The following is a 16,532-nucleotide window of genomic DNA, read 5'->3' on the forward strand; positions in this document are numbered from 1 at the left end:
TTTTCCATTAGTTATTTGTCATGGCTTTTTGCTTTGTCACAAAGGCCATATTTTTTGTTAATTTTTTTAAAAGGCGCGGTAGGAAGATCGTTGCCACAACCAATCCAATACCAATTGCCCAACGCCATTCACCGAGTTGCATCACAACAAATTCACCAGCTAAATAGCTTACCGCGAAGAGCGCACTGGTCCAGAAAAAGACAGCAATACCTGTTGTTAGTGCAAACTTGGTGAAAGAAAGTCGGAACAGGCCACAGGCTGTATAAGTCGGAAGACGCATGCCTGGGGCAAATCTAGCACCAATGATGGCTTGAACCATCCATCCGTCTAACCAATTGCTTGTGGCCACCATACCTTTACGTTTTAGAAAATCTCTAACCCGCCAATATTTACTGGAAAGACGGCCTAAACCATATAAACCAAGGTCACCCACGAAAATACCAATATAAAGTGCAATGAGGGCGAGATAGGGATCAATTAAACCTTCAACGGCAACCAAGGCGGCTCCCACAGTGGCAGGGTCTTCCAAAATGAATGTCGCGATAATGATCAATCCCATGATGATAAAAGGATTGCCAGCTTGCGCTTGCAGAAGGTTTATAAAATTTCCTAAATCCCACTCCATATTATTGTCTCGCTTCAGTATGGGATTTCATCATTGCGATAGCCTCATGTAATTCTTCCAGTGAGTTCCACGGTAGGAAGTGATTCTGATCTTGGATTAGTGTCACATGAATGAGGCTATTTTGTGGGAACATCTTTTCCATGTAATCCACATTTGCAACAGGTACTAAGTCATCCTTGGTACCATGAACAATGATTGTAGGGATTTTTAATTCTTTTAAACGCGGGGCTAAAACTTCTAGATCTGCTTTTAAGCTAAACAATTCTTCATTGGCGTTTTTGATTGCACGTGGCAATAACGATGATATAGGCCAAGTATCCCCCACATATTGCATGAAATGTGTTTCTTCAAGTGTAGGATCTAACGCACCTGCAGCCACGATAATACCAGCAAATGCATCTGGATAGTCCAGAGCTGCTTGGACTACAACAGGACCACCATAGGAATGACCGACCAGAATCGGCTTCTTACCTGATGGATGATTAAATAATGGCATTAGGGCACTAGCGTGAAGTGAGATATCTGTTACAGATCCCTTAGGTCCACTTTGACCAAATCCTGGACGGTCAATCGCAATATACTCATATCCCGGTTGCACATCACTTATCATATCTGCCCATACTGTTGTGCTGCCTGGGGTTCCATGAACCAAAATAACAGGTTGTCCATTTGGGTCGCCTGCTTTGATATAATTGATGTGATTTGCGGGGTGATTGGGAAGAAGGGCAGTATGGTTTTCCATCGCGGCAATTTCAGCTTCACTGGTCGCGGACTTAGGAGGGCCAAAACAAGCAGTCAGAGCAAAACTTATGCATAACAAGCCAGCATAGCGAAAAGAAGAAATTTCGCTCAGATCTTTTCTGCGTCTAAGTTGATGTACTGTTTGTCTCATTCCTAAGGCTCTTATTCCTGAAAAATCTTATATTCCAGAAATACGATTATTTGCCTTCACTGACAAATGTCATTCGGTCACATTTTCGCGAGGAACAGGTTATTTATCCTGTTGTGATATAGTCTCGCATGGCATTGGCTTCAAATTCAAGTTCGTTGATGCGGTTCTTAACAACATCACCAATAGAAATAATACCTACCATATTCCCGTTATCCATCACGGGTAAATGACGAAAACGTCCTTCGGTCATTTGAGCCATGATTTTGGCAACAGCGTCAGAAGGACTGCAGGTTTGCACATCTTTTGTCATGATATCGCCAATTGATTTGTTAAGAACGGATGCCCCTTGGTTTCCAATTTCACGTACAATATCACGTTCCGATAAGATGCCGACCAGCTTGCCTGCATTATCAAGGACGACAGTCGCCCCGATTTTTTTCTCAGCCAAAATAGTCACGGCACTTTCGATTGTGTCGTTCTCATTTAGACCAAGTACATTACTTCCTTTTCCTTTAAGTATTCCTTCCACGTTCATTTTCATCTCTCCATGAAATAATTTGATATCCAATTATTCCGCAGAAAGATGAAAACTCAAAGTAAATAATGACTTGCTAATGAAATAAGATGTGGTTTTTGAATAGATGAATGTAAAAAATCTTGTTCCTAAAAATTCATTTACATTTCTTTAAAGCAAAGTCACTTTGTTCAAAATATATTGGTTTAAAGGCTAAAACTATGCTCGGTATCGAAGACGGATATCTCTTTATTTTAACAGCTTGCGGGATATTCCTACTAGCTGGCTCTATAAAAGGGGCGATTGGTATTGGTTTACCAACAACTGCAATGTCGTTGATGTTGCTTGTTTTCGAACCAGCGATTGCATTGGGATTAGTGATCTTACCAATTGTGATTACCAATGGTCAGCAATATTTCACGACACCTAATAAACGAGAAACCGCGAAGAAATATTTACCTTTTGCGGCTTGGTCGATGCTTTCCATCTTTTTGGTGTCATTTTTCGCGCTGGAATATAGCGTGGATTATTTACGTTTGATTATTGCGATCACGATTTTACTTTTCTGTCTTAGCCAGTTTTTTAAAATTCGCCTACATTTTGTCGAGACCCATGATCGCCTGTCTCAGGCAATCTTTGGGATTATTGCAGGTATCTGCGGTGGATTGACATCTATTTGGGCACCTCCAATTATGATTTACACTTTGTCTAAAGGTGTCACAAAGGAAGAGTTTATAGCGGCTGCAGGTTTCCTTATTTTTGTAACCAGTTGGCCTTTGCTTGGTGGGTTAACATCGGCTGGTATTATGAATGGTGGCGTATTCTGGATTTCTCTGATCTGTGTTGGTGCTTGTACGATCGGGTTTATGTTAGGGGCGAGGATCCGAAAATACATTAATGAGAAGACATTTAGATATATTCTGTTAACCTTCTTCACTATTGCAGGTTTGCGACTATTCATTACTGAAATTATGCGATTAACAGCATAACAAAATATATAAATTGATCAGGGAGAGACGAGTATGGGCGAGGGTAAGGTTCCAAACTTTAAACCAATTTCCGGAAGCGATTTACCACGTTTTGCAGGCATTCCAACTTTTATGCGATTACCGCATGTGGAGCCGCAATCTGATTTGGCTAAATCACATGTAGATGTGGGGATTATTGGTATTCCTTGGGATGGAGGCACAACAAACCGTGCTGGCGCGCGTCATGGGCCACGCCAGATGCGCGATATGTCCACCTTGATGCGCAATGTCCATCATGTTTCAGGTATTCAACCTTTTGAACTCATCAAATGTGCTGATATGGGCGATAGTCCCGTTAATCCAATTCAAATTGAAGATACTTTAGATCGCGTTGAAACATTTGTCAGAAGCTTGGTTGAGGACGGCATCACACCAGTAACTGCTGGTGGTGATCATCTGGTGTCATTACCAATTATGCGCGCAATTAAAGACAAGCTTTGTGGCGGTAAACCTATGGGGATGGTACATTTTGATGCACATACAGATACATGGGATCGCTACTTTGGTGGCTCAATGTATACCCATGGAACACCATTTCGTCGTGCTATCGAAGAAGGCTTGCTTGATCCAAAACGTACAGTGCAAATTGGTATCCGTGGTTCTCTTTATACACCAGAGGACAAAGACTGGGGCCTAGAACAAGGTATTCGTGTTATTGAAATCGAAGAATATTTTGATCTTGGCGTCGAAGGTGTGATTAAAGAAGCACGTCGCGTGATTGGAGATGATCCAACCTATGTAAGTTTTGATGTGGATTGTTTGGATCCAGTATATGCACCGGGAACAGGCACACCAGAAATCGGTGGTATGACTACCCATGAAGCACAACAAATTGTAAGGGGCTTACGCGGGGCTGATATCATTTCTGCGGATGTAGTGGAAGTTTCCCCTCCCTTTGATCAATCTGGTGCAACAGCCTTGGTTGGTGTTACCATTATGTGGGAAATCTTATGTTTGCTTGCTGAAAATATGCAGAAAAAAGGCTTGGTGAAATAATATTTTAAAAATAAGGGAGGCAGACAAGCCTCCCTTTTGAGTTTTGCATAAAGTAGGCGTGGGTAGGTATGGCCTACTTTGTTTGCAAGGAGCTCTTTTGCTTTCCGTCTGCATCAAAATTGTCAGAAGAAAGCCAAGCTTCAAAACCAGATTTTGCCTTGTCCCATTCACTATCAAGAATAGAAAACCAAGCTGTGTCCCGATTGTGTCCTTTGACTACGCTCATCTGGCGAAAAACACCTTCGAAACTGAAACCTAATCTTTCAGCAGCTTTCTTGGATGGTTCATTCAAATTATTACATTTCCATTCATAACGACGGTGCCCTAGATCTTCGAAAGCATGTTTCATCATCATATACATGCATTCTGTAGATGCAGGTGTACGTTGCATCAAAGGGGAAAAATGAATATGCCCGACTTCAATTGATCCCATCGTCGGGTCAATTCTAAGGTAACTTGCCATTCCAAGGATTAGATCATCTGATTTACGGCGGATAACATAGAAAAATGGATCTGGGTTAACACAGCCAATCTCTAGCCATCCTCTAAAATCAGCTTCTGTTTCAAAAGGCCCTACAGGTAAATAGGTCCAGTTGGAACCATTTTCATTTTTACTGAAGGCTTCAAACAAACCATTACAATGTGCATCAACATCCAATTTTTCCATATAGCAATATTGACCATGAAGAGGGCGGCCATCCGGTGCTAATGCACCTTTCCAGTTGGGAACTGGTACGCCAAGAATTTGACCTATCTCATTATAGTTAACGTTAGACATATTATTCACCTTTAACTTTGTTGTTAAAGATTGAATAAATAAAATGGCCCTATTCATCTAGGGCCATTCTTAACTAAATGACAGTGCCATTTATTAGGAAACTTCTTTCACTTCTTCATCGGTCAGCGGGCGACTAATCACCCAACAATAACCATCAGGATCAATCAGATAGCATTCGCGTAGTCCATGTGGTTTGTTCAGGCTACCCGCAAAAACGATATGATCATGCTGACGCGCTCGATTTTCGGCTTCATCTGGATCTAGATCGTAAAGATGGAATTCTGCACCTGCACCACGCCCTTCCTGGGATTGGGCGATGCCGAGATAAGCATTGTCGCTATAACTGTGGTCCGCATGCAACATCCATTCGGCATTTCCTTGGCGAATAATCGCGATATCCTCATTCCAATAGACAACATGAGCTAGCAAAATGTCTTCGGCAAATTTCTTGGATGTTTCGACATCAGCTACCAGCAAATTAATACCGAATCCTTTTAAGCTTCGTCCATAATCTGTTGGAGATACTGACCATGGTTTTTTTGTGCTTTTAGATGACATATCCTTGATCCTTTTATGTTTTCATATTGTTAGATCAAAATATAAGAGGGCTGAATAGAGCCATTTTTAGTCAAAAATTTTGAAAGATGGCTCAGGCGGTTGCTGGCGGCTGTTGTAATGCGAAGAACTTGATTTCTCTTTGACGTCCTTTAACAGCAACACTATGGGATTTACTTTCAGGTAAAGTAATACCTGCGGTTTTTGCAGCACGTTCACTAATGATAAACGGCGATTGATATTCTTTACACAAACTCTCCAGTCGTGCAGCGATATTCACATTATCACCAATCGCTGTTATCAATTGATTATTTGGCGGCCCCATAGCGCCAACAATTGCTTCGCCATAATGGATGCCGATACCGATTTGCATAGGTTCTTTAAGTTCACTTTCTAACTGTACATTCAGTTCATCTAGTCTTCGGAACATCTCGGTTGCACCTTTAACGGCTTGTTCAGCATGATTTTTAGCATTTCCGCCATTGAGGCCATAGATCGCCATTAAACCATCACCGTTGAACTGCGCATAATGACCTTTTGTTGCATTAAGGGATGACGTCATTTCTGCAAAAAACTGATTTAAAATGAATAAGACATCGTAAGGGAGCTTTTCTTCGCCTAATTTTGTTGATCCGCGTAAGTCTACAAACATAACGGCGACTTGCATTTCCATCCCGTCAAGGCCACCCGGCCGACGCCCATCTTTTGCGTTGGCATCTGCCGGCATCAGCGGCATAACAGTAATGTCGGATGTTGGACGGATTTGACATGCTAAGCGCACAGAAGGGATTGCTTCAATTCTTTCTAAAGCTTCTTCTTCCACTTTTTTCGGTTCATGTAGGTTTTCTATACCTTCTGTTACGCGTACACGGCATGTCGTACATCTGCCGCGTCCTCCACAAACAGAAGCCAGCGGTATCTTGTTTGATCGCATAGTTTCTAAGGCTGTTGCGCCATCTAAGATACGATAAGATTTCCCGTTGGGAAATTTTAGGCGGGGCTGTTTTTTAAGCTTCTGTAATGCGAAACGTAAAGATCGCGCAATAAAGGGCGTAAGGGAGACAACACCAAAGAAGATAAGTGTATTCATTGTCGCTACTTGAAGCCAGTTATAGCTTTCAGGGGTAACATTGCTTGCCATTCTGACGCCAGACATGAACATTCTGTCTGATTCCAACATCATAACTTGATAACCAGCGGAGATATACCCTGCTAACGCAAGTGTCGGAATAACGACTGCAAACTGTGCCATAAGCCATCGGATACGGGCATAAAATGCTTTCGTTTTCAACCAGTAATGAATACCGATACATCCATGTATCCAGACAATTATTACCGCAAATCCATGTATGATGCCGGATTCAAAATTCGATAGCCAATAATTTACTAAGACTTGCGGATAATAGATCTGGGTATCATAGAATTCTTCAACGATGCCTGTGGCAATGACGTGGTTTGCCACTAAGAAAGGAATGGATAAACCAAAGAATAACTGGATCAGTTCCCATTTTTTAAGTTTTAGGCTACGTCTTTGGTAGATAACCCATAATGCCATAGCAATATGGGTGATCGCGGCAAGGGTCAGAACAACTGTGCCAATTTCAGTTTTCCAGACAGCAAGAAAATAAGGGCGTGCTTCTTCCATGATGAGGATGGAAGTTAAGCCGAGTGCATGGTTGAGGTAATGCGTTAAAACAAATACAAATAAAATCAAACCACTGATTAGGCGAAGGCGTTGACCCATTGAGTATACGATCCGTTTATAAGTTATAGCTGATATCTAACTTAAAGGGATTTGCCAGAGATAAAAATTAAAAATTGCTAAAATAGCTGTGATTTAGCTTTATAAGTAAAGAAGTAGAAAATGAAAAACGCTCAAAGATTTCTCTCTGAGCGTTAATTCATTAGGTTGTTCAAAGAAGCGAAATCGCTTGTCTGAACGAAAGTGCTCGACCCTCGAACACTGAAAGTTTTAATTTAAAATTAGAAACCTTCGCGTTCGATACGCTTGCGCAGAAGTTTGCGGTGGCGACGGACTGCTTCAGCCTTTTCACGAGCCTTCTTTTGGGATGGCTTTTCGAAATGGCGACGCAACTTCATTTCACGGAAGATGCCCTCGCGTTGCATTTTCTTCTTCAGCGCACGCAGTGCTTGATCAACGTTATTATCACGAACGATAACTTGCACTTTGCTCACCGTCCTTTCGGATAAAGAGTATATATCTCTAAGAGCTCTTCCCTTAGAGTTGGCGGCTTATAACATATGTATATTTGAATGTGAAGCCCTATGGGTTGGAAAGTTAACAGTTTTCCGGCTTTATAGGCTTTTTTCTTCTGCTTTCAGCTTTTATTATATTCATTCATAAAGTTTTTTGAACAGGATTGCAAAATGGCTATTCAACCAGTTACCAAGATGGGACACCCTGCCTTACGACAAAAATCAATGGCTATCCGTTTTGATGATCTGACTGATGATGACCGAGTTGCATTGGAAGAATTGGTAACAGACCTTGTTGACACCATGCATGATGCAGGTGGTACAGGTATTGCTGCGCCCCAGATTGGTGTAGTGCGTCAGACGGTGATTTATTTTGTGACGAAGGGCCGTGGTTTTGAGCCTGTGGAAGAAGATGTTCCTCTAACCGTGATGTTTAATCCGAAAATAGAGCCGATCGATGAAGAGCAGTTTTATGATTGGGAGGGGTGTCTCTCTGTACCAGCTTTAACTGGACTGGTACCACGATATAAGAATATCTTACTTACTTATCAGGATATCACTGGGAAAATACATGAAGAAACCCTATCTGGATATCATGCACGTGTTGTTCAACATGAGGTAGATCATTTATTGGGTATTTTATATCCGCAAAGGATGGATGATATCTCTTTGCTTATGTATAGTGACCAACTGGAACATGGTTTGCCGCAAAAGGCGCGTGAGATATTGATCGCCCAAGGTAATATGTGAAGAATTATTGAGTGAGTTTGAAAATGACTGATGCACAACTGGCGCTGGAAGAAAAACGTGATCAATTAATTGAGGCGATGTTGCCGCATGTTCCTTTTGATGGTTGGACGCGTGCTGCTCTTTATATGGGCGCAGAAGATATTAATCTAACCCGTAAAGACGCTGATCGTATCTTACCCGGTGGACCTGTTGATTTGATCTTGCAATTCTATCATTTGAATACAGTGAAAATGAATCAGGAACTGGCAACACTGGATTTACCATCCATGAAAATTCGCGAACGTATCGCAACTGCCGTTAAAACGCGTATCCTGTTAAATAAAGACCAAAAAGATGCTGTGCGTAAAGCTATGTCTGTTATGGCGATGCCACAAAATGCGATCCATTCGACCAAGGCAATGTTTAATGCAGTTGATGCCATGTGGTATGCCGCAGGTGACAATGCAACTGATTGGAATTATTACTCAAAACGTGGCTTGTTAAGCGGTGTATATTCATCAACCTTACTTTACTGGTTGGATGATAAATCCGACGATAATCAGGCAACATGGGAATTTTTAGATCGTCGTATCGGTGATGTGATGAAAATCCCTCAACTCAAGGCCAAAGCGACAGGCTTTCTTAATAAACTTTCCGGATTGCCAAAATTACGCAGAAGCGCAATCAACCGCATGAAAGTGAAAGCGTAATCGCTTTTAACTAAAATATGTCAGGGATTTTTCGAAATTTTCTGGAACTAGAGCTTCATGAAATAGAGGCAGCGGACCCTCGTATGAAAAAGCGAGGACAATCTCGACTCGTTTTAATATTTTCTGCAATTCCGATTGTGCCATTTAGTGTGTTACTGCTGATAGTTACATTGCTGAGTTGGGATGCGGCGGCCCAGTTTGACAAAGATATTTGGACTATTGTCTTGTTGCATCCATTCTTGGCTTGCTTATGCTTAATGATCGCTATGGCCATGCATAAGCAAGCGCAATATATGTTAGCCATCATTCTGGGCGCTGGACCTCAAATAGGCTCATTTTTATACTTTTGGTATATATATTTAAGTTGGGCAGTAAGTTAGGTCGCTTGCTTAGTCTTTAAACAAGCGATTCACATGTCCCATCTTACGTCCCGGTTTTGCTTCGGCTTTGCCATATAGATGTAAATGAGCACCCGGTTCTGCCAAAATTGTAGGCCAGTTATTGATATCATTTCCCAGTAAATTTTTCATTTCTGCACGTCCCAAACGTTCCACTGAACCAAGTGGTAAACCACAGACAGCGCGAACAAGTTGTTCAAACTGGGAAGTTACACAGGCATCTTGCGTCCAATGACCAGAGTTATGCGGACGTGGTGCAACTTCATTTACAAGAATTTTTCCATCAGTTGTTACAAACATTTCAACTGCCAGAAGGCCGATTAGTTCTAATCCTTCAACAGCTTTGATGGCATAATCCATAGCCGTTTTTGCTTGTTCATCTGTGATGGATGCTGGCACAGTTGTTGTGTCCAGAATATGGTTCTTATGGCTGTTCTCAACAGGCTCATAAGTTTTTGTTTCACCTGTTGCGCTTCGCGCAACAATCACAGAGATTTCTTTGGTGAAGCTGACAAAGCCTTCAAGTACACAGCGAACCTTGTTCAAATCTTTCCAGGCCGCAATCACGTCCATGCCTTCGGTGATCTTAATCTGACCTTTACCATCATAACCAAAGCGGGCAGTTTTCAAAACGGATGGTCGGCCAAGTTTTTCTACAGCCATTTCCATTTCTTCTGCTGTTTCGACTTTGGCCCAAGGCGCGGTTGGGATGCCACAGTTATTCAAGAAAGATTTTTCGACAATGCGATCTTGTGAAAGTTCTAATGCTTTTGGCCCAGGGCGCATTGGCTTATAGGATTCAAGGATTTGTAATGTTTTTACAGGAACATTTTCAAATTCCAATGTGATAACATCTACTTTTGAGACAAAACGAAGTAAATCTGCTTCGTTGTCATAGCTACCTGCAATATGACCATTAGAAACCTGAGAGGCAGGACATCCTCTTTGTGGTTCAAAGATTTCACATTTATAACCAAGATTAGCAGCAGCTAAGGCGGTCATACGGCCTAATTGTCCACCGCCCAAAATACCAATTGTGGAACCGGGTGCAATAACACGTGGGGAAGGGGATGTTGGGCGCATTCTCTAGCTTTCCTTAGGGGAAGAGTTAAAACTGTATCAAGTTTATATATTGATTAATCTACTGGTTCTTCTGCTACAGCGTCTGTTTGTGCTGCGCGGAAGTCATCAAGCGCCTTAGCTACATTTTCATCATGTAAGGCGATGACAGAAGCAGCTAGTAAACCTGCATTAATTGCGCCAGCTTTACCAATAGCAAGTGTGCCAACAGGTACACCGCCTGGCATCTGTACGATAGACAGAAGGCTATCTTGACCACTTAATGCTTTTGATTGAATAGGAACACCAAAAACAGGTAACGGCGTCATTGAAGCTGCCATGCCTGGTAAATGTGCAGCCCCACCAGCCCCACCAATAATTACGTGTAAGCCGCGTTCCTTTGCCGTTTTGGCATATTCAACAAGACGGTCAGGGGTGCGATGTGCAGAGACGATTTTTACTTCATGAGGCACGCCTAGCTTTTCTAAAATTTCAGCTGCATGTGTCATTGTAGGCCAGTCGGATTGGCTACCCATAATGATACCAACTTTTGCTGCTTCACTCATTTTTATCGATCCGTCTTAGTAGGTTGAATTTGGTGGGGAGTATAGGCGGATTGCCTTTGAATTCAAGTCCCCAAAGTACAGGCAATATTAACAATCTGAAAAATTATAACTTTACTAAGCAATAATATCTGGGATGAGTTGATTTTCTAAATTAATCAATTCATCTTTGATCGCGAGTTTTCTTTTTTTAAGACGTTGGACCTGTAATTGGTCAAAAGGAATCGCCTCAGAAATACGGTCGATAACATCATCTAGATCCCTATGCTCTGTGCGTAATTCTTCAACACGATGGCGTAGGGCCGCAACTTCAAGTTCGTCCATGACTATATCTTTACCAATATCTATTTATATTCGTTAAAAATTCAGATATGAAATCTTAGCGCTATTTTAACATGAGATTTTATTCAGAACCATCCGTAAAAGGGCTGTTATGCAAAATAAAGACGAAAAACAAGGAAATCCGTTATGGGAATTTTCACTGAAGGCATATAGCAAGGATAAACTGGCTCAAAATTGCTTACTTTTACAAGATGATTATCATTTGGATGTGAACCTGATTCTCTTATTTGTCTGGACTGGACTATCTGGTGCTAAGTTAACAGATGAATCTACCGAAACATTAATCCGTCACGCGAAAGCTTGGCGTGAAACTGCAGTTGAACCATTACGAAATATTCGCCGTGGTTTGAAAAGTGATGTGGGCGCAGTCACCAAGACAATGAGCAATCATCTGCGAGAAGATGTTAAGGCACTAGAATTAGCGGCTGAAAAGATACAGCAAGATATGTTGATGGATGTCGTCGTTAAATTACCAGCAGTGAATGCACGCGAAGGGGATCGTAAATCAGTGGCCCGTCGAAATCTTCTGACTTATATTCAGCAACAAAACATTAGAGTTGATGCACGGATCAAGGAAAGTTTTGAAGATATCTTATCTATCTCTGAGCAAACTTTCTTGTCATTACAGTTAGGTGAAAATGAGAATGAGGAAGCTTAAAACTTCCTCATGATATTCTTTAATCTTTGATCAGATTAAAACCTTCATCAATCCATCCTGTAATTCCACCTGGCATGGTTTTGACGGCACGTCCCAGTTTTGCAAGACGGATAGCGGCACGCATGGCACCGTTGCAATGAGGGCCTGCACAGTAAACGATAAATAAAGTATCATCAGGCCATTCTTTCATTTTACGCTCTATGATTTTACCATGTGGTAAGTTTAAAGCACCATTAATATGTCCTTGCTCATAAAGGGCGGGGCCACGTACATCTAATAAAATGAAATCTTGTTTGTCGTTGTTGAGAGCATCATGGACATCCCAACAATCTGTTTCAAAGGACATCATTTTTTTAAAGTAATTAAGTGCTTGTTCCGATGGCGCAGCTTTAATTTCACTAACGGCTGATTTCATTTTTCTTCTCCTTAAATGATTGTGGTTAGAAAGAATGTAGAAAAACTGTTTTATTTTGTGAATTGGCGTAATTGACAATTATCGTTAAAAAAGTGACAATTTAGATATGAAAGAAACAAATCCACTCGTATGCGTCTTAATTAGTGAGACTGTGCATCTATTTGAATTAGGCATTGCTGCCGAAGTTTTTGGCTTGGCTCGTCCTGAGTTTGATCATTGGTATGATTTTAAAATAATTGCCACGAATGATGATGTTCAAAAAGCGATGGGAAGTTTGGTTCTTAAGGCTGAATATAATTTGGATGCCCTTAAGCAAGCCTCGTTAATACTTATTCCTGGATGGTCTAGTGAAGACCCAACAATTTCAGAAGACCTTAGACAATTACTTATTAAGATTGCAGGTAATGGCTGTCGGTTTGCATCTATCTGTTCTGGCGTATTTTTATTGGCAGAACTAGGGTTTTTAAATGGCAAATCAGCCACAACGCATTGGCGATATACCCATGAGCTTCAATACAAATACCCCTCAATAAATGTGGATCCCAATGTATTATATGTAGATGAAGGGCAGTTTTTGACTTCAGCTGGTTCTGCGGCAGGGATTGATCTTTGCTTACATATAGTCCGACATGACTTTGGGCATGAGAAGGCAAATATTGTTGCAAGGCGTTTGGTTTTACCTGCGCATAGAGATGGAGGGCAGGCTCAGTTTATTCCTCGTCCTATTCCAAAGGAAAGAGCTGGACATATATCACCACTCCTTGATGAAATACGTTTAAAACTTAATCAAGATTGGTCCGTTGAAACAATGGCCAAAAGAGCTGGGCTATCGAAACGTACTTTGCTGCGCCGGTTTAAGGAGACTGTTGGCGAAAAGCCACATAGCTGGTTGATATCTGAACGTATCGAACGTGCCAAAGAATTATTGGAGGTAACAGAGTTATCCATATCAGAAATAGCGGAGGTCTCCGGTTTAGTAACACCAGAAACATTACGCCATCATTTTCGTCGAAAGGTGGGGGTTAGTCCCACCCATTATCGACAAGAATTCCATAGAAAAATTTGAATATTAAAAGAACTTATTCTGCAATAGGATCGTTAAGTTCTTGGAACTGATTAGAATCTCCCCCAGTTTCCACTGGAAGGATTTTTCCTACATCATCAGGACTATAGCTGTCATTTTCCATTCTTTTACGTGTTTGACGATAAGCACTACGCATGGTCGCGTATAAATCCAAAGAGGACTCTTTTAACTGGTCAAAACGCTCAATGTTTGCTGCACGGAAATCAAGAATGAATAAGCCTGTATGGATATATCCCCATTTTTCATGCCCATCCATTTGTTCCCACTGGTTAACTGGGTTTACAGCAAAATATTCAAGAGCATCGCCTGTTGCGTGACGTACATTATAAGAACCAAGCAAAGGAACAACAACATAAGGGCCTTCTGGTACGCCCCATTTCGCAAATGTTTGTCCAAGATCAGCAGAACGATTTGGGATCCCAGCTTCAGTGGCAGCGTCGTTAAAACCAAGCGTAATGGTATTTAACAAGAAGCGCCCTGTTGTATCGCCCGCATATTCAAATTCGCCTTGGAGGATTTGCGCAATGAAAGTCATTGGTAAACGTAAATAATCCAATAAATTGGAAATGCCGTTACGGATGAATTCTGGCACAACAGCAACGTAACCTTTTGCCACAGGGCCTAAGAATACGTCGTCGATGAATAAGTTAAAATCGAAAATAACCCGGTTCATTGGTTCCAATGGGTCGTTGATTTCTTCATAACGAGCACGCTCTTCCGGGTCAGATGGAGGTGTTGCACAACCAACCAGAACCGCTGAGAGAACAACGATACCAAAAAGCTGAAATAGCTTATTTTTCAATTTAATAAGTGCCATTTTTCGATCCATTAGGCTTAGTATTTAGAATCCCCTTTTAACGGTTCTCTCTAAAGGACTCAAGATTCAAATGATTAAATAATTTTAATATTTTAGGAACATTCCAATCATGTTGGCAAATTTTTATTGATTTAATCTCTCTTATAGACAGGGTAATTGATTGTTTCAGCACAATTTTCTGGCTTTTTGAGTGAAAAACTTTCATAATAAGAAAAGTAAGAATAATAACCCAATCACAAATGGTTGAAGTCACATGTCTTCGGAGACACCGACACCAAATCAAGAATCTCCTCAAGAGAATACAGAATCGAAAAAGACAGATAAGTTAGAAAGCACATCTTTCTGGCGAAGGAAAACAATTTTGGATTGGTTGTTTTATCTTCGTGAAGCTTCTCAGCATGAGATGATCATTATCGGTTTTCTTGCGATTTTTGTTGGTTTCCTTGGTGGTGGGGCGGCGATTGCCTTTCGCGAAGCCATTGATTCTATTCAATACCTTTTTTACGGTATTAGAAGTGAAGAGGTGAATGACTGGATGAGGAATTTGCCGTGGTGGCACATCCTGTTAGCGCCAACGATTGGCGGGGCTATTGTTGGTTTATTCGTTAAATATATGATCCCGGAAAGACGTGCATATGGTGTGGCGGATGTTATCGAAGTAACCGCTTTACATGGTGGTCGTATGTCTATTCGCCGTGGCTTAAGTACGTTTTTTGTCAATGCAGTTACATTGGGATGCGGTGGTTCAGCCGGTCGAGAGGGCCCCGTTGTCCATTTTGCGGCAATGCTGGCAGATAATTTCTCTCGACGCTTACATTTAGGGCGACCGTTGGGGCGTACATTACTTGGATGTGGTGTGGCAAGTGGTGTCGCGGCTTCTTTTAATGCGCCATTTGCGGGTATCTTCTTTGCGATGGAAGTGGTGACGGGTAATTATGCATTATCAAGTATTACGCCTGTCGTGATTTCGGCTGTTTCAGGCACATTAATTCATCGTGCGTATTACGGTGATATGACGGCTTTCGTCATTCCTGAACATGCGATCGCTTCTATGTTGGAATTTCCTGCTTTTGCCTTGTTAGGTTTGGTATCTGCTATAATGGCAATCTCCTTGGTTTGGTCGATTGGTGTCGCTCAATCGATTATGACGCGTTTCCCGATTCCCCGTTGGACACGCCCTATGGCAGGGGGATTCGCAATTGGTATTATTGCTTTAGCTTTTCCGCAAATTTTGGGGGTTGGGTATGAGACAACTGACCAGGCATTAAGAGAAGAGCTAACATTATCAATGCTATTGGTTTTGATTGTGGTAAAAACCGCAGCGACATCCATCACTCTTGGATCCGGTTTTGGTGGTGGTATTTTCTCACCGTCATTATTTCTTGGAGCGATGGTTGGTGGGGCTTTTGGATTGATCGCCACAGAGGTCTTTCCCGATCTTTCTTCTGGTCATGGTGCTTATACAATTGTTGGTATGGGGGCTGTCGCCGGCGCCGTATTAGGGGCGCCAATGTCAACAATTCTAATGATTTTTGAACTGACAGGGGATTATGCCTTAACGGTGGCTGTGATGATTTCAACTGTGATTGCATCCCAGATTATGGTGCAAGTCTTTGGTCATAGTTTCTTCTCTTGGCAATTAATGCAACGAGGGATCAATGTATCTGGTGGACGCGAAAGTACATTGTTGCGAAATAAACGTGTTAAAGAAGTCATGAGGGACGATTTTATCACAATTCAACCTGATGCAGGGATGCAGGAAATTCGAGAGAAACTTCAAGCATGCCCATATGGTGAGCTGTTCATGGTGGATGAGAATGGTGTCTTGCGCGGGACTATTATGCTTCAGAATTTGGCAGAGGGTGCTTTTGATAAATGTCATGACAAAGAATGGAATGCACAGGTTGTCGCACGTAAGAAACCACCTGCCATTACCGAAGACCGTGATTTGGAACAAGCAATCAGTTTTATGGAAGGTTGCGGTGAAGAACATGTTGCCGTGGTGGATAGTAAAGAATCAGGCAGGCTGATTGGTGTATTACATGAACGTCATGTGATGGCTGAATATCATCATGCAGTGCTGGATGCGCGTGATACACATAGGAAAGATTACCGATCCTAGGTATCAATTCCTCATCTACATTAAAATATT

At 41.7% G+C, this 16,532-nt stretch carries 19 protein-coding genes; 7 read left to right on the forward strand and 12 right to left on the reverse strand.

What is annotated here, in order from left to right:
* Positions 1-7: 7 nt before the first annotated feature.
* From ACOQOA_RS16840 to ACOQOA_RS16850, 3 genes are all read right to left on the reverse strand, one after another.
* Positions 8-625, reverse strand: coding sequence for a DedA family protein (locus tag ACOQOA_RS16840; protein ID WP_420549760.1), 618 nt, complete (start codon positions 623-625; stop codon positions 8-10).
* Between the two features lies 1 nt (position 626).
* Entirely contained in the window at positions 627-1,517 is an 891-nt protein-coding gene (locus ACOQOA_RS16845) for an alpha/beta fold hydrolase (protein WP_420549761.1), read from the reverse strand.
* A 103-nt stretch (positions 1,518-1,620) separates the two neighbouring features.
* Positions 1,621-2,052 (reverse strand): CBS domain-containing protein, encoded by a 432-nt coding sequence (locus ACOQOA_RS16850; RefSeq protein ID WP_420549762.1) that lies wholly within the window; start codon positions 2,050-2,052, stop codon positions 1,621-1,623.
* A gap of 200 nt (positions 2,053-2,252) precedes the next feature.
* Between ACOQOA_RS16850 and ACOQOA_RS16855 the strand changes: the two genes are divergently transcribed.
* Positions 2,253-3,020, forward strand: coding sequence for a sulfite exporter TauE/SafE family protein (locus ACOQOA_RS16855; protein ID WP_420549763.1), 768 nt, complete (start codon positions 2,253-2,255; stop codon positions 3,018-3,020).
* Positions 3,021-3,053: 33 nt separating this feature from the next.
* Complete coding sequence (gene speB / locus ACOQOA_RS16860) at positions 3,054-4,055, forward strand: agmatinase (RefSeq protein WP_420549764.1); 1,002 nt, start codon at positions 3,054-3,056, stop codon at positions 4,053-4,055.
* Between the two features lie 73 nt (positions 4,056-4,128).
* Here the strand turns inward: speB and ACOQOA_RS16865 are convergent, their stop codons facing one another.
* From ACOQOA_RS16865 to rpsU, 4 genes are all read right to left on the reverse strand, one after another.
* Positions 4,129-4,833 (reverse strand): GNAT family N-acetyltransferase, encoded by a 705-nt coding sequence (locus ACOQOA_RS16865; protein ID WP_420549765.1) that lies wholly within the window; start codon positions 4,831-4,833, stop codon positions 4,129-4,131.
* 93 nt (positions 4,834-4,926) lie between these two features.
* Positions 4,927-5,391, reverse strand: coding sequence for a hypothetical protein (locus ACOQOA_RS16870; RefSeq protein WP_420549766.1), 465 nt, complete (start codon positions 5,389-5,391; stop codon positions 4,927-4,929).
* Between the two features lie 91 nt (positions 5,392-5,482).
* Entirely contained in the window at positions 5,483-7,132 is a 1,650-nt protein-coding gene (locus ACOQOA_RS16875; protein ID WP_420549767.1) for an adenylate/guanylate cyclase domain-containing protein, read from the reverse strand.
* A 239-nt stretch (positions 7,133-7,371) separates the two neighbouring features.
* Positions 7,372-7,575, reverse strand: coding sequence for a 30S ribosomal protein S21 (gene rpsU, locus ACOQOA_RS16880; RefSeq protein ID WP_328597130.1), 204 nt, complete (start codon positions 7,573-7,575; stop codon positions 7,372-7,374).
* Between the two features lie 201 nt (positions 7,576-7,776).
* Here rpsU and ACOQOA_RS16885 point away from each other — a divergent pair, with 201 nt between their 5' ends.
* The gene (locus ACOQOA_RS16885) at positions 7,777-8,355 is read left to right on the forward strand and encodes a peptide deformylase (RefSeq protein ID WP_420549768.1); all 579 of its coding nucleotides are present in this window, start codon (positions 7,777-7,779) and stop codon (positions 8,353-8,355) included.
* 23 nt (positions 8,356-8,378) lie between these two features.
* Positions 8,379-9,044 carry a COQ9 family protein gene (locus ACOQOA_RS16890; protein WP_420549769.1) on the forward strand — a complete coding sequence of 222 codons (666 nt, stop codon included), beginning with the start codon at positions 8,379-8,381 and terminating at the stop codon, positions 9,042-9,044.
* 389 nt (positions 9,045-9,433) lie between these two features.
* Here ACOQOA_RS16890 and ACOQOA_RS16895 read toward each other — a convergent pair whose 3' ends face one another.
* From ACOQOA_RS16895 to ACOQOA_RS16905, 3 genes are all read right to left on the reverse strand, one after another.
* Positions 9,434-10,525 carry a 5-(carboxyamino)imidazole ribonucleotide synthase gene (locus ACOQOA_RS16895; RefSeq protein WP_420549770.1) on the reverse strand — a complete coding sequence of 364 codons (1,092 nt, stop codon included), beginning with the start codon at positions 10,523-10,525 and terminating at the stop codon, positions 9,434-9,436.
* A 53-nt stretch (positions 10,526-10,578) separates the two neighbouring features.
* Complete coding sequence (gene purE / locus ACOQOA_RS16900; RefSeq protein ID WP_420549771.1) at positions 10,579-11,067, reverse strand: 5-(carboxyamino)imidazole ribonucleotide mutase; 489 nt, start codon at positions 11,065-11,067, stop codon at positions 10,579-10,581.
* Positions 11,068-11,181: 114 nt separating this feature from the next.
* Complete coding sequence (locus ACOQOA_RS16905; protein ID WP_155154192.1) at positions 11,182-11,388, reverse strand: YdcH family protein; 207 nt, start codon at positions 11,386-11,388, stop codon at positions 11,182-11,184.
* A 109-nt stretch (positions 11,389-11,497) separates the two neighbouring features.
* Here ACOQOA_RS16905 and ACOQOA_RS16910 point away from each other — a divergent pair, with 109 nt between their 5' ends.
* Complete coding sequence (locus tag ACOQOA_RS16910) at positions 11,498-12,064, forward strand: TIGR02444 family protein (RefSeq protein WP_420549772.1); 567 nt, start codon at positions 11,498-11,500, stop codon at positions 12,062-12,064.
* Positions 12,065-12,083: 19 nt separating this feature from the next.
* Here ACOQOA_RS16910 and ACOQOA_RS16915 read toward each other — a convergent pair whose 3' ends face one another.
* Entirely contained in the window at positions 12,084-12,479 is a 396-nt protein-coding gene (locus ACOQOA_RS16915; protein WP_420549773.1) for a rhodanese-like domain-containing protein, read from the reverse strand.
* 106 nt (positions 12,480-12,585) lie between these two features.
* Here ACOQOA_RS16915 and ACOQOA_RS16920 point away from each other — a divergent pair, with 106 nt between their 5' ends.
* Positions 12,586-13,545, forward strand: a complete 960-nt coding sequence (locus tag ACOQOA_RS16920) for a helix-turn-helix domain-containing protein (RefSeq protein ID WP_420549774.1) — start codon at positions 12,586-12,588, stop codon at positions 13,543-13,545.
* A gap of 13 nt (positions 13,546-13,558) precedes the next feature.
* Here the strand turns inward: ACOQOA_RS16920 and ACOQOA_RS16925 are convergent, their stop codons facing one another.
* Positions 13,559-14,380 carry a VacJ family lipoprotein gene (locus ACOQOA_RS16925; RefSeq protein WP_420549775.1) on the reverse strand — a complete coding sequence of 274 codons (822 nt, stop codon included), beginning with the start codon at positions 14,378-14,380 and terminating at the stop codon, positions 13,559-13,561.
* Between the two features lie 253 nt (positions 14,381-14,633).
* Between ACOQOA_RS16925 and ACOQOA_RS16930 the strand changes: the two genes are divergently transcribed.
* Positions 14,634-16,502 (forward strand): chloride channel protein, encoded by a 1,869-nt coding sequence (locus tag ACOQOA_RS16930; RefSeq protein WP_420549776.1) that lies wholly within the window; start codon positions 14,634-14,636, stop codon positions 16,500-16,502.
* Positions 16,503-16,532: the final 30 nt, after the last annotated feature.

The sequence above is a fragment of the Curvivirga sp. genome (assembly GCF_965219885.1).
Classification (GTDB): Bacteria; Pseudomonadota; Alphaproteobacteria; order UBA8366; family Aestuariispiraceae; genus Curvivirga.

What these genes read in the sequence shown, in the direction of transcription:
- ACOQOA_RS16840 (WP_420549760.1), bottom strand. Translation starts at nt 625, where the DNA reads ATGGAGTGGGATTTAGGAAATTTTATAAACCTTCTGCAAGCGCAAGCT.
- ACOQOA_RS16845 (WP_420549761.1), bottom strand. Translation starts at nt 1,517, where the DNA reads ATGAGACAAACAGTACATCAACTTAGACGCAGAAAAGATCTGAGCGAA.
- ACOQOA_RS16850 (WP_420549762.1), bottom strand. Translation starts at nt 2,052, where the DNA reads ATGAACGTGGAAGGAATACTTAAAGGAAAAGGAAGTAATGTACTTGGT.
- ACOQOA_RS16855 (WP_420549763.1), top strand. Translation starts at nt 2,253, where the DNA reads ATGCTCGGTATCGAAGACGGATATCTCTTTATTTTAACAGCTTGCGGG.
- speB (WP_420549764.1), top strand. Translation starts at nt 3,054, where the DNA reads ATGGGCGAGGGTAAGGTTCCAAACTTTAAACCAATTTCCGGAAGCGAT.
- ACOQOA_RS16865 (WP_420549765.1), bottom strand. Translation starts at nt 4,833, where the DNA reads ATGTCTAACGTTAACTATAATGAGATAGGTCAAATTCTTGGCGTACCA.
- ACOQOA_RS16870 (WP_420549766.1), bottom strand. Translation starts at nt 5,391, where the DNA reads ATGTCATCTAAAAGCACAAAAAAACCATGGTCAGTATCTCCAACAGAT.
- ACOQOA_RS16875 (WP_420549767.1), bottom strand. Translation starts at nt 7,132, where the DNA reads ATGGGTCAACGCCTTCGCCTAATCAGTGGTTTGATTTTATTTGTATTT.
- ACOQOA_RS16885 (WP_420549768.1), top strand. Translation starts at nt 7,777, where the DNA reads ATGGCTATTCAACCAGTTACCAAGATGGGACACCCTGCCTTACGACAA.
- ACOQOA_RS16890 (WP_420549769.1), top strand. Translation starts at nt 8,379, where the DNA reads ATGACTGATGCACAACTGGCGCTGGAAGAAAAACGTGATCAATTAATT.
- ACOQOA_RS16895 (WP_420549770.1), bottom strand. Translation starts at nt 10,525, where the DNA reads ATGCGCCCAACATCCCCTTCCCCACGTGTTATTGCACCCGGTTCCACA.
- purE (WP_420549771.1), bottom strand. Translation starts at nt 11,067, where the DNA reads ATGAGTGAAGCAGCAAAAGTTGGTATCATTATGGGTAGCCAATCCGAC.
- ACOQOA_RS16905 (WP_155154192.1), bottom strand. Translation starts at nt 11,388, where the DNA reads ATGGACGAACTTGAAGTTGCGGCCCTACGCCATCGTGTTGAAGAATTA.
- ACOQOA_RS16910 (WP_420549772.1), top strand. Translation starts at nt 11,498, where the DNA reads ATGCAAAATAAAGACGAAAAACAAGGAAATCCGTTATGGGAATTTTCA.
- ACOQOA_RS16915 (WP_420549773.1), bottom strand. Translation starts at nt 12,479, where the DNA reads ATGAAATCAGCCGTTAGTGAAATTAAAGCTGCGCCATCGGAACAAGCA.
- ACOQOA_RS16920 (WP_420549774.1), top strand. Translation starts at nt 12,586, where the DNA reads ATGAAAGAAACAAATCCACTCGTATGCGTCTTAATTAGTGAGACTGTG.
- ACOQOA_RS16925 (WP_420549775.1), bottom strand. Translation starts at nt 14,380, where the DNA reads ATGGCACTTATTAAATTGAAAAATAAGCTATTTCAGCTTTTTGGTATC.
- ACOQOA_RS16930 (WP_420549776.1), top strand. Translation starts at nt 14,634, where the DNA reads ATGTCTTCGGAGACACCGACACCAAATCAAGAATCTCCTCAAGAGAAT.